The organism is Streptomyces ipomoeae 91-03, assembly GCF_000317595.1.
Taxonomy (GTDB): domain Bacteria; phylum Actinomycetota; class Actinomycetes; order Streptomycetales; family Streptomycetaceae; genus Streptomyces; species Streptomyces ipomoeae.
On the sequence record NZ_AEJC01000376.1, the window covers coordinates 20121 to 32329 of the forward strand.

Annotated in this window: 10 protein-coding genes; 6 read left to right on the forward strand and 4 right to left on the reverse strand. The window is 71.3% G+C overall.

Translation table 11 applies throughout. From position 1 onward, the window contains the following. Window positions 1-198: 198 nt before the first annotated feature. The 3 genes from STRIP9103_RS24400 to STRIP9103_RS24415 all read right to left on the reverse strand — a co-directional run bounded on the left by STRIP9103_RS24400 (window position 199) and on the right by STRIP9103_RS24415 (window position 4889). Window positions 199-1479: an MFS transporter gene (locus STRIP9103_RS24400; RefSeq protein ID WP_048820900.1), complete on the reverse strand. Its 1281-nt coding sequence runs from the start codon at window positions 1477-1479 to the stop codon at window positions 199-201. Between the two features lie 436 nt (window positions 1480-1915). Next, window positions 1916-4057 (reverse strand): FixH family protein, encoded by a 2142-nt coding sequence (locus tag STRIP9103_RS24410; protein ID WP_009321202.1) that lies wholly within the window; start codon window positions 4055-4057, stop codon window positions 1916-1918. A gap of 22 nt (window positions 4058-4079) precedes the next feature. Continuing rightward, complete coding sequence (locus tag STRIP9103_RS24415) at window positions 4080-4889, reverse strand: dimethylarginine dimethylaminohydrolase family protein (protein ID WP_009321193.1); 810 nt, start codon at window positions 4887-4889, stop codon at window positions 4080-4082. Between the two features lie 544 nt (window positions 4890-5433). Between STRIP9103_RS24415 and STRIP9103_RS24420 the strand changes: the two genes are divergently transcribed. The 6 genes from STRIP9103_RS24420 (at window position 5434) to STRIP9103_RS24445 (ending at window position 11996) form a co-directional block, all read left to right on the forward strand. Further along, window positions 5434-6672, forward strand: coding sequence for a 3-deoxy-7-phosphoheptulonate synthase (locus STRIP9103_RS24420; protein WP_009321197.1), 1239 nt, complete (start codon window positions 5434-5436; stop codon window positions 6670-6672). 91 nt (window positions 6673-6763) lie between these two features. Next, window positions 6764-7531, forward strand: coding sequence for a 2,3-dihydro-2,3-dihydroxybenzoate dehydrogenase (locus STRIP9103_RS24425; RefSeq protein ID WP_009321204.1), 768 nt, complete (start codon window positions 6764-6766; stop codon window positions 7529-7531). A 200-nt stretch (window positions 7532-7731) separates the two neighbouring features. After that, window positions 7732-8391 (forward strand): isochorismatase family protein, encoded by a 660-nt coding sequence (locus STRIP9103_RS24430; protein WP_009321183.1) that lies wholly within the window; start codon window positions 7732-7734, stop codon window positions 8389-8391. Between the two features lie 14 nt (window positions 8392-8405). Next, window positions 8406-10409 (forward strand): phenazine-specific anthranilate synthase component I, encoded by a 2004-nt coding sequence (locus tag STRIP9103_RS24435; protein WP_009321205.1) that lies wholly within the window; start codon window positions 8406-8408, stop codon window positions 10407-10409. Window positions 10410-10438: 29 nt separating this feature from the next. Continuing rightward, the gene (locus tag STRIP9103_RS24440) at window positions 10439-11140 is read left to right on the forward strand and encodes an HAD family hydrolase (RefSeq protein ID WP_009321203.1); all 702 of its coding nucleotides are present in this window, start codon (window positions 10439-10441) and stop codon (window positions 11138-11140) included. A gap of 82 nt (window positions 11141-11222) precedes the next feature. Next, a complete protein-coding gene (locus STRIP9103_RS24445; protein WP_048820902.1) occupies window positions 11223-11996 on the forward strand; it encodes a glucose 1-dehydrogenase in 774 nt (257 codons plus the stop codon). Here the strand turns inward: STRIP9103_RS24445 and STRIP9103_RS51830 are convergent. Next, window positions 11983-12209: hypothetical protein (locus STRIP9103_RS51830; protein ID WP_234022282.1), on the reverse strand; the 227-nt coding region annotated here is incomplete at its 5' end. The two genes, STRIP9103_RS24445 and STRIP9103_RS51830, sit on opposite strands and share 14 nt — an antisense overlap.

A 12209-nucleotide genomic window follows, 5' to 3' on the forward strand; every position in this document is an offset into this window, starting at 1 on the left:
ACGGAATCGGAGTGACTCCGTCACCTTGCGACCCGTGACCCACCGCATGACCCGTGGCCCACTGCGTGTGGCCCGTGGCCGGCCCGAAAGACTGAGGTGGCGCCTCCGGTGGACCACAGGGAGGCGCCACCTGCGGGACGGAACGGGACGGGACGGGGCGGAACAGGGCGGGGCGGGTGCGGTGGAGCACGTGGACGATCAGACGGTCGCGGGCTCTTCGAGCAGGGTCTTCTTCTCCTCGACCGCCGAAGGCTTCGTCCACACGGACAGGAGCCCCGCGCCGATGCTGAGGGCGCCGGCGACGTACCACGCGGGCGCGTAGCTGCCGAAGCCGTCACGGGTGAGGCCGGCCGCCGTGGCGGCGAAGGCGGCGCCGAGCTGGTGCGCGGCGAAGATCCAGCCGAACACGATCGGGGCGGACATGCCGAAGTACTCCCGGCACAGGGCGACCGTGGGCGGCACGGTGGCGATGAAGTCCAGGCCGAAGAAGATCACGAACACGATCATGAAGCCGGTGACTTCCTTGTCGAACAGCTGGGGGAGGACCAGCAGCGACACACCGCGCAGCGCGTAGTAGGCGAGCAGCAGGATTCGTGAGTCGTAACGGTCGCTGAGCCAGCCGGACGCGACCGTGCCGATGAGGTCGAAGATCCCGATCATGGCGAGCAGACCGGCGGCGGTGACGGTCGGCATGCCGTGGTCGTGGGCGGCGGGGATGAAGTGGGTGTTGACCAGGCCGTTGCTGGTGGCGCCGCAGATCGCGAACGCGGCCGCGAGGAGCCAGAACACCCTGGTGCGGGCGGCGTTCTTCAGAGCGTCGATGGCGAGGCGGGCCGCACTGTTGGTGGGGGGCGGCACGGGCACGATCTCGTCCGCGCCGTACGGCGGGATCCCGACGTCGGCGGGGTGCTCCCGGAAGAACAGCAGCACCATCGGCACCGTGCTGAAGGCCACCACGGACACCACGATCGCGGCGGTCTTCCAGCCGCCCGGCGACTCGGAGAGCTTCGCCACCAGCGGCAGGAACACCAGCGAGCCGGTCGCGCCGCCCGCCGTGAGCAGGCCGGTGACCAGGCCCTGGCGCTTGACGAACCAGCGGGTGCCGATCGTGGCGACGAAGCCCAGCGAGATGGAGCCGGAGCCCAGACCGACCAGCACGCCCCAGAGCAGCACGAGCTGCCAGGACGCGGTCATGAAGACGGTCAGGCCGCTGCCGAGGGCGATCAGGGCCATGGCGCCCGCGGTCACCTTGCGCACGCCGAAGCGTTCCATCAGCGCGGAGGCGAAGGGCGCGGTGACGCCGTAGAGGGCGAGGTTGACGGACATGGCGAAGCCGATGACCCCGGTGGACCATCCGAAATCACTCTGCAGCGGCTCGACCAGGGCACCGGGGGTGGCCCGGAACCCGGCCGCCGCGACCAGCGCGACGAATCCGATGGCCGCGATCATCCACGGCCAGACTTGTTTGTGACGAATCATCTGCCCAGCGTGATCGAAGCCACACCGGCCCGGAAAGCGGAGCGGGGACACCTTGTCAGGTCCGCTACGGGCTCCGCCTTGGCGGGGGTTCAGCTGCGGGTGGCGGTCTGTCGTCTCGGGGGGTGGTCGGCTGTGGGTGGTCGGTTGGGGGTGGTCGTCTGCCGCCTTGCCGGGTGGTCAACCGGCGGTCGTCACCGCCCCCGCTGGGCACTCAACCGCCGATCGTCGACTGCCGCGTCGACCGCTCCGCCGGGTGTTCAACCGGTGATGGCCGCCTGACGTCCTGTCGGGTGCTGCGCTGTCGGTCGTTGTCTGTCGTGTCGGTTGCCCTGTCGGGTGTTCAGCTGCTGGTCGTCGTCGGTCGTGTCGACCGCTTCGTCGGGTGCCCAGCCGGTGATCGTCAACTGGCGCCCTGCCGGGGGCTCACCCCCCATCATCAGCCGCCGATCGTCAACTGCCGTGTCGACGTCGCCTCGTCGATGTCGGACGAGCGTACGGTCAGCGACACCGTCCAGTTGCCTGCCAGCGTGAGGGGGACCGCGCCCGACCAGCGTCCGGCGCCCTCCGGCCGGAGCGTCGCCTGCAGCGGCCCGAGGTCCCGGGCGGGCAGCGTGAACGCCAGGCGGACCTCCGGCTCGTCCGCCGGCTCCCCGTCGGCGTCGGTCAGCCGCAGCCCGACGGTGTAGCCGCCGGCCGCCGCCGGGGCGAGGCTCAGCGTCGCGGTGCCCTTGGCGTTCGCGGTCCGGCCGCCCGTGTCGAACGGGATCCTCACCGTGACGGTACGGCCCGGTGCGGTGCTCGCGGCCGATGCCGCCGGGCTCTGCGACGCGGACCCCTCCGCGTCCGCCGTCCGCCCGGGCGGTGAGGCGGTGAGCATCGTGGTCACCACCAGCACCACCACGGCCACGGCCGACTCCACCAGGACGGAACGCCGCAGACCGGCTCGCGTGGAGCCGCCCGCTTGCGTGGAGCCGTCCTCCCGCGTGGAGTTGTCGTCCTCCCGCACGGGGTCGTCCGTTCGCACGGTGCTGTTCTCCCGCGCGGAGTTGTTCTCCCGCGCGGAGCTGCCCGCTCGCACGGAGCCGCCCGCTCGTGTGGAGTTGTTCTCCCGCGCGGAGCTGTTCTCCCGCGCGGAGCTGTCCTCCCGCGCGGAGCTGTCCTCCCGCGCGGAGCTGTTCTCCCGCACGGAGCCGCCCGCTCGTGTGGAGCTGTTCTCCCGCACGGAGCCGCCCGCTCGCGTGGACCTGTCCTCCCGGGCGGAGCCGCCCTCGACCGCCTCCGTGTCGGACCGTAGACGGGCCAGCCGGGAGCGGGAGAGCCACGCCGCCACGAGCATGGCGGCCACGCAGGCGGTCTTGATCAGCAGCAGTTGACCGTACTCGGTGTCGAACAGCGCGTCCCAGGAGCCCAACTCCCGCCAGGACTGGTACAGGCCCGTCAGGACCAGGACCGTCACCGAGACGAAGGCCACCTGGGAGAAGCGCCCCACCGCGGCGGGGGTGAGTCCGTGACGGAGTCCGACCGCCAGTGTCACCAGACCGCCCAGCCAGGCCGCCATCGCCAGCAGGTGCAGTGCGGTCACCGGCAACGCCAGCCAGACCTGGGGGCCTTCGGAGGCGTGGTCGGTCGTGACCCAGGTCGCCGACAGCCCGACCGCCAGCACAAGACCGGCCAGACCGAGCCGCGACCGGGACCGGGATCGACCGGTCGCGTCGGTGCCGGGCTGCCCGGGCGCGTCGGTGCCCGGCTGCCCCAGCTGCCCCACCAGCAGCACCAGGAACACCCCGCTCGCGACGAGCAGCAACAGCCGCGCGGCCAGCGCGATGTAGATCCGCTCGTCCACGGGAACCTCCGCGTGCGCCGACGCGGAATCCGCCGACGGCGCGATGCCGCTGCCCTGTTCGTACGGGCCGCGCAGCATCAACAGCACCACGGTGGAGCCCAGCAGGCCGACCCAACCGGCCGCCATCAGTTGCTGCGCCCGCCGGACGGACGCGCCCGCCGGCCAGCAGATCAGGACGAACGCCACCGCTCCGGCAAGCAGCGCGAACGCGGCGTACGCGATCGCGCGTCCGGTGCCGTACAGGAAGGAGATCAGGCCGTCCGTCCGGGTGCCCTGGAGCGGCGCGAGTGAGACGGAACTGGCCGACGGCGCACCGATGGAGAAGGTGAAGGCGCCGCCGATCGGATGCGAGTCCGCGGAGATCGCCTGCCAGGCCACCGTGTACGTGCCGTCGGCGAGGCCGTCGCGCAGGGCGACCCGTGCGGTCTCGGCCCTGCCGTCGGCGTGCCCCGGGGTGCCCACGTCGACCCGCCTGCCCGCCGGGTCGAAGACACGGAGCGAGTCGGCGGGCAGCGTCATCCCCTCGCCGAAGGTGAGCGTGACGGCGGACGGCTGCCTCGCCACCACCGAGTTCTGCGCCGGGTCGGTGGAGACGAGCGCCGCGTGCGCGGACGCGGTGCCCGCCCCACCCAGCACCGTCAGCACGGCCGCGAGCGCCGCTATCAGCGCGCCGACGACACGGTGCCCCCGCACCGCGCCGACGGCACGATGCACCCGCACAGATCCCGTGGTCATACCTGCCTGCTCCCCATCGGTGTCATGACCGCCGGTTCGCCGGCGGGTTGTCCAGCGTCAGGGCGGTGCAGCGGATCCCACCGCCGCCCTTGGCCAGTTCGGTCGTGACGAGTTCGACCACCTCCAGGCCGCGGTCGCGCAGCATGGCGGCGAGGCGCGGCGCGCCCTGGGTCATGGTCACGGTGGTTCCGTCGCTGACGAGGTTCAGCGCGAACCGCGCCGCCTCGTCGACGGACACCTCGATCAGGTCGACCCCGAGCCCGCGCAGGGTCCGCAGGCTACGCGCGTCGAGGGCCTCGGGGCAGTACGCCAGCGTGTCCGGGGTGATGACACCCACGGCCAGGTCGAGGTCGTACCAGCGGGCGCCCGCCGTGCTCAGCGGCACCACCTCGTACTCCAGTTCCCGGGCGAGCACTTCCAGCATCCGCTCGTCGGTGCGCTGGCCGTACGCCGCCAGCAGCAGATCGCCGCAGGCCAGCGCGTCGCCCTGGCCGCTGAAGGCGTAAGGCGCCTCGATGACCTCGAACCCCCGACCGGCCAGCCACTCCTGGAAGTACGGCACCTCGGCCTTCCGCTCGGGCGGCGGGCAGCCCAGGACGGCCCGGTCGCCGCGGACCACGGCGGCGTTGGCGGTGAACACCATGTCCGGGCACTCCGGCGCGGACGGCACGTACTCGACCTTGCGGCCGGCCGTGAGATGCGCGGCCACGATCACCTGGTGCTCGGCGAGCGCCGCCTCGGTGTCGGGCTGGATCGCGGTGTCCATGTAGGGGTTGATCTCGTAGTCGACCCGGAAGTGGCTCGCGTCGGAGACAAGCAGTTCGCTGTTCACGGTGCCTTCCCTCTGGTGGTCAGATCGAGCTCGCGGAACGGGTTGGGCTGGACAGTGCGCAGCCTCCTCGAACCGAGTCCAACAGCGCGTCGAATTGATCGCGAGACTTGAACGGCAAGACCAATCAAGTCCGCGGCGGACCGCGGCCGTTCACCGCCACGATCTTTTCCGTACACGCGCGGAATACCGACGGACATGGCGGAGCGCGGAATACCGCCGGACATGACGGAGTCCGTCCGGCACTTTCGGAGAAGAGCCGTCGGCGGGTGAAAAGCCACGGAGGATTCATTCCGCCGGTTCCGAACGTCTCCGAACGTCTCCGAACGTCTCCGAGCGGATCCGAATTTCGGATTCCGGATTCCGGCGAACGACGAAGTCCCGGGCACCTGACGAAGTTGACTGCCGCGCGTTGATCGCCCGGTGCCGCGACAGCACACTCGGCGAAGGTCGTCCGTCTGTGCGGCGCAGCGGCGCGGGTGACGGTGCGGCGTCCGGACATGCCCTCTCCGAGACGGTGAACGAATCACGACCACGGAGGTTCTTGGTGACCAGCGACGCGATCACGACCGGACCGGCCGCAGCCGGATCCGCCCTCTTGGAGGGCCGGAACGAGCTCTGGAGGGCACTTCCCGCACTGCAGCAGCCGGAGTGGGAGGACCTCGACCTCCTGGCCGACGTCACGTTCGACCTCGCCGACCGGCCGGCGCTGGTCACCGCCGGGGAGGTCGCCGAACTGCGCGGCCTGCTGGCCGAGGTGGTGGCCGGGCGGTTCCACGTGGTCCAGGCGGGAGACTGCGCCGAGGACCCGGCCGAGTGCGAGCCCGAACACGTCAACCGCAAGGTGGCGCTGCTCGAAGCGCTGGCCGGGGTGATGTCCATGAACACCTTGCTGCCCACGCTCCGAATCGGCCGGATGGCGGGCCAGTTCGCCAAACCGCGCTCCCGCCCCACCGAGTCGGTGGACGGGGTGGAACTGCCGGTCTACCGGGGCCACATGGTCAACGGCCCGGAGCCGGACGCACGGCTGCGGCGCCCGGACCCGCGTCGGCTGCGCTCGGGCTACGAGGCGGCGAGCCGGGCCATGGAGGCGCTGCGGGGCCGGATCGCCGCACAGCCCCCGGCCTTCGGCACCCCGGTGTGGACCAGCCATGAGGCGCTGCTGCTCGACTACGAGGCGCCGCTGATCCGCCTCGACGAGACGGGCCGGCGCTACCTCGCCTCGACCCATTGGCCCTGGATCGGCTACCGCACCAACCAGTTGGACGGCGCCCATGTGGCGCTGCTGGCCTCCGTGGCCAACCCGGTGGCCTCCAAGGTCGGTCCGGGCATGAGCACCGGCGAACTGCTGGCCCTGTGCGAACGGCTCGACCCGGACCGCGAGCCGGGCCGGCTCACGCTGATCGCCAGGATGGGCGCGGACGCGATCGCCGAGCGGCTGCCGGCCATGGCCGCGGCCGTGCACGACGCGGGTCATCCGGTCATCTGGCTGTCGGACCCGATGCACGGCAACACGGTCGCCGGGCCGGGCGGCCTCAAGACCAGGCTCGTGGACACCGTCGTCCGCGAGGTGAAGGAATTCCAGAACGCGATCGGCGGCGTCGGCGCGGTCGTCGGCGGCCTGCATCTGGAGACCACGCCCGACGACGTCACCGAATGCGCGTCCGACGAGCGGTCCATGGAATCCGTCGGGGACCGGTACACGAGTCTGTGTGATCCGCGGCTGAATCCGGCACAGGCGCTGGAGGTCGCCGCCGCCTGGCAGGGCCGGTCGCTTCTTCGATGACGGGCACCGCTTCCTGAATTCCTCAGCAGAACTCTCGGTCGGCCGCAGTCGATCGTCGTCGATCTTTGGGGTCGTTATGAATGTCGATGGAATGGATGACAAGGTAGCGCTGGTCACCGGTGCGGCCGGTGGCATCGGTGAGGCCGTCGTGCGTACCCTCGCCGAGCGCGGCGCCATGGTGGCGATGCTCGACCGGAACGCGGACCGACTCGAGGAACTGGCCGAGAAGGTGCGCGTCTCGGGCGGGCGGGCGGAGGCGTTCCCCGCGGACGTGACCGACAGCGCCGCGGTCGAGGCCGTCGTCGAACAGGCCGAACAGCGCCTCGGCCCGCTGGACTACCTCGTCAACGCGGCCGGGGTGCTGCGCCTGGGCCAGGCGCGGGGCCTGACCGACGAGGACTGGGCGACCACCTTCGCGGTGAACACCGCGGGCGTCTTCTTCGTCTCGCGTGCCGTGGTCAACCGCATGGTCGAGCGCAGGCAGGGCGCCATCGTGACGATCGCGTCCAACGCGGCCGGCACCGCGCGGGTGGACATGGCCGCGTACTCGGCGTCCAAGGCCGCGGCGACCATGTTCACCAAGTGCCTGGGCCTGGAGGTGTCGCGCTTCGGGATCCGCTGCAACGTGGTGGCCCCCGGCTCCACCGACACCCAGATGCTGACCGCCCTGTGGGACGACGGCGCGGAGCAGGCGTCGATCGACGGCGTGTCCTCCGCCTTCCGCGTCGGCATCCCGCTGGGGCGCATCGCGAGGCCGCAGCACATCGCCGACGCGGTGGTGTTCCTGCTCTCCGACCAGGCCGCCCACATCACGATGCACGACCTCACCGTCGACGGCGGCGCGGCGCTCGGCCACTAGGCCCTCCGCCGCGCGGCGCTCCGCTCGAGGGGCCGGGACGGGCCGTTGGTTCACTGCGGCGCCGTTGTGGTCGCTCGCGGCGGAGCCGCATATCAGCAGAGCCCCGCGCCCCTTCGGGGCGCTGCCCGACCGCAGCCGACTCGGCCCGACTTCACCCGACCTGCTTGGAACCGTCCTGCCCAGAGAGGACACATCTCGTCATGGGGATCCCCGCCATCGCGGCCTATCCGATGCCGACCGAGAGCGAGTTGCCCGAGAACACCGCCCGGTGGGCGGTGGACCCGCACCGCGCGGTCCTGCTGATCCACGACATGCAGAAGTACTTCATCCAGCCCTTTCCCACCGGCCAGTCCCCGGTGACGGAGCTGCTCCGCAATGTCACCGCCCTGCGGGAGCGCTGCGCGGCGCTCGACATCCCGGTCGCCTACACCACCCAGCCGGGCGGGATGACGGAGCAACAGCGCGGCCTGCTGCGGGACTTCTGGGGCTCCGGGATGACGGTCGCCCCGGAGCACCGGGAGGTGGTCGACCCGATCCGGCCCGAGTCGGGCGACCTGGTGCTGACCAAGTGGCGCTACAGCGCCTTCCACCGCACCCGACTCCTGGAGTCCATGCGGGCGCTGGGGCGTGACCAGCTCATCGTGTGCGGTGTGTACGCCCATGTCGGCATCCTCATGACCAGCGCGGACGCCTTCGGCGCCGACATCCAGCCGTTCCTCGTCGCCGACGCCATCGCCGACTTCTCGCACGAGTACCACCGGTTCGCCCTGCGGTACGCGGCCGAGCGCTGCGCGATGACGGTGACGACCGCCACCGTTCTCGACCAGCTCGCCCTGCCGCAGGCCGGCAGCCGCATCTGACGGAAAGGAGGGCCATGACGCACTCAGCGGAGACCGGCCCGCACGACGACACACTGCTGGGGCAGATCATGGCCGCGCGGCACGCGGACTTCGCTTTGCTGCACCGGCCGCAGACGGGGCCGGCCGACCGGATCGAGGTGCTGGTCGGCGACACCGCCGAGGTCGCCGCCCTGGCCGACATCCCGCTGCCGAGCGGCGCCCCCCACCCGGACGGCGCTCCGGCCCCGGGCACCGGGAGCCCCGAGCACGACGTGCTGGTCGTGGTCCCCTACCGGCAGATCGCCGAGCGCGGGTTCGAGGCGGTGGACGACGGAGCCCCGGTGATCACGCTGCGCATCGCCGCGCAGGCGTCGATCCCCGTCGACGAGGCGCTCGCGCAGCTGCCGGACACCCGGATCGACCTGGTCGGCGGTGCCTTCGACATCGACGACGCGGCCTACGCGGACATCGTCCGCCGGGTGATCGCCGAGGAGATCGGCACCGGCGAGGGCGCCAACTTCGTGGTCCGGCGGTCCTTCGTCGCGGACGTCTCCGACTACTCGCCGCTCTCGGCACTGGCCGTCTTCCGCCGGCTGATGGAGCGGGAGCGGGGGGCGTACTGGACCTTCGTCATCCACGCGGGCGGCAGGACGTTCGTCGGCGCGACCCCCGAGCGGCATCTGAGCCTGTCCGGCGGGGTCGCGGTCATGAATCCGATCAGTGGCACCTACCGGTACCCGGCCGAGGGCCCCACGCTGACCGGGGTGCTGGGCTTCCTGGCGGACCCCAAGGAGGCCGACGAGCTCTCCATGGTCGTGGACGAGGAACTGAAGATGGTGGCCCGCGTCAGCGACTTCGGGGTCCGGGTGAGCGGTCCGCATCTGATCGAGATGGCCGGCCTGGCGCACACGGAGTACTTCGTCGAGGGACGGACGACCGCCGACCTCCGCGACATCCTCCGGGAGACCTTGTTCGCCCCCACGGTGACCGGCAGCCCGCTGCAGAGCGCGGCCAGGGTCGTCCGCAAGTTCGAGCCGCACGGCCGTGGTTACTACAGCGGCGTGGCGGCGCTCATCGGCCGCGACGCCGAGGGCGGTCGCACGCTGGACTCCTCGATCCTGATCCGGACGGCCGTCATCGACGCCGCGGGCCGGATGACCATCGGGGTGGGCGCCACCCTGGTCCGCGACTCCGATCCGGAGGCCGAGGCGGCCGAGACGAGGGCCAAGGCGGCCGGGCTGCTGTCCGCTCTCGGCCAGGCGCCCCCGCCCCGGCGGTCCACCCGGCGCTCGCGGCCGGCCTCCGGCGCCGGATCGTTCGCCCGGCATCCCGATGTCCTCGCCGCACTGCGGGAACGCAACAGCGCCCTTTCCTCCTTCTGGCTGGGGGCCGCCGCGCCCCGGGCGCACACGGTGCCCGGGCTCGTCGACCGCAGGGTGCTGGTGGTGGACGCCGAGGACACCTTCACCGCGATGTGGGACCACCAGTTGCGTTCGCTCGGACCGACCGTGACGGTGCGTCGGTTCGACGAGGAGTACGACACCGACGGGTACGACCTCGTCGTGCTCGGGCCGGGGCCCGGGGACCCGCGGCAGCCGCACCACCCGAAGATCGCCCACCTGCGCGCGGTCACACGCCGTCTGCTGGACGCGGGACGGCCGTTCCTCTCGGTGTGCCTGAGCCACCAGGTGCTGAGCGGCCTGCTCGGCCTCGACCTGGTCCGCAGGGACCGCCCCGACCAGGGCGTGCAGAAGAAGATCGACCTGTTCGGCCGGCCAGAGCCGGTCGGCTTTTACAACACCTTCGCGGCCCGTGCGGACGCGGACCTGATTGTCGCTCCGGGGGTGTCGGGTGCCGTCGAGGTGTGCCGGGACCAGGAGACCGGACAGGTGCACGCCCTGCGCGGCCCGGGCTTCCGCTCGGTCCAGTTCCACCCGGAATCGGTGCTCAGCCGGAACGGGGTGTACATCGTGGCCGATCTGCTCACCTCACTGCTGGAAGAGCGAACTCTCGTTCGTACAAGGCCTCTACTGCCCTAGGATGACCATGCCGACTTAGGGGGAGAGGCATGACGGGCGGACGACTCCGGCATCTGCGTGCGGCTGCGGTGAACATCGACGGTGTCATGGTGAACGACACCTTCAGTCCGGTGATCCACCACTTCATCGTCAGCCGGGGCGGTGTCTACACGGCGGAGCTGGAGCGGCGGATCTTCTCGCAGCGGCAGGCCGAGGCCGCGCGGGTGATCGCCGAGGCGGCGGGCGTCGACTGGCCACCGGAGAAGGTGCTGGAGGAGTACTTCCGCGAGCGGGCCGAGTACGTGGCACGCCACCCGGTGCGGATCCTCGACGGCGCGGTCGCCATGGTCGAACTGCTGCGCTCGCTCGGGCTGCGGACCGTCTGCTACGGCGGCCTCGACCGCTCCCACTTCGACGCCGCCCTGGGCGGGCACGCCGGACTCTTCGACGACCCCGGGTATGTGTGCACCGACGCCTACCGCCCCGGGATCCGCGAGATCACCACGGAGACGTTCGGTCTCCGGCCCGACCAGGTGCTCGTCATCGACGACGTGGCGCGGGTCGCTGAGACGGCCCGTGAACTCGGGGTGCCCTTCATCGGCAATCCCAGCGGCTTCGAGCACGGCTTCCAGCGCGAGCTGATGCGCGAGGTGGGCGTACGGCATCTGGTGCGGTCGCCGGGCGAGATCGGGGAGGACCTGCTGCGCACCCTGGACGCCGAGGCCGCGGCCGGGACCTGCTGGCAGGGCTGACCGCGCAAAGCGCCGTGCACCATCAGGCAAATTGACGGGTGAACTTCACTCACGGATGTTCGACCTGCGCTATGAAATGACCATGACAACACAAGGGAACGGACTCCTCACCGACAAGGTGGCCCTGATCACGGGTGCCAGCAGCGGGATCGGCGCCGCCGCCGCACGGGTCTTCGCACGCGAAGGCGCCTCGGTGCTGCTCGTCGCCAGACGGGAGAGACGACTGGCCGACCTGGTCGACGAGTTGCAGGCCGACGGGTACAAGGCCCGGTACGCGATCGCCGATGTGGCGCGCGGCGACGAGGTCGCGGCGGCCGTGCGAGCCGCGGTGGAACACTTCGGACGGCTGGACGTGGCCTTCAACAACGCCGGCTACGGCGTGGAGCAGACGCCGCTGCACCTGATGGACGATCAGGTCTACGACCGGATCATGGACACGAACGTCCGCGGCGTCTGGCACTGCCTGCGCCATGAGATCACCGCCATGCTGGAGACGGGCGGCGGCGCCATCGTCAACACCAGCAGCGTGGGCGGACTGGTGGCGACGCCGGTCGCGGCGCCCTACGTCACCTCCAAGCACGCGGTCGTCGGCCTGACGCGGGCCGCCGCGGCGGAGTACGCCGGCCAGGGCATCCGGGTCAACGCGGTGGCTCCGGGGACGACGCGCAGCGAGATGGTGACCGAGTGGTTCCAGAACAACCCCGCCGTGGAGCCGATACTCCACCAGCTCACCCCCCAGTCGCGAACGGCGGAGCCCGAGGAGATCGCCGAGGCGGCGGTCTGGCTCTGCAGTGACCGCGCCTCGTTCGCCACCGGTGTGGTCATGCCGGTGGACGGCGGATTCACGATCCTGTGACCGAACGGCGAGCGGGGTTCCGCTGACCCGACGGCGAACGGGCTTCGTCCTGCACGGTGGCGAGCCCCTGCTCGCCGGGCGGGAAAAGCTGCGCCGCTTCTCCCGCGAACTGCGCTCCCCGCTGCATGGCGTGGCCGAGCTCGATTTGCGGATGCAGACCAACGGGCTGCGGCTGGACGAGGAGTTCTGCGCGATGCTCGCGGAGGAGTCCAT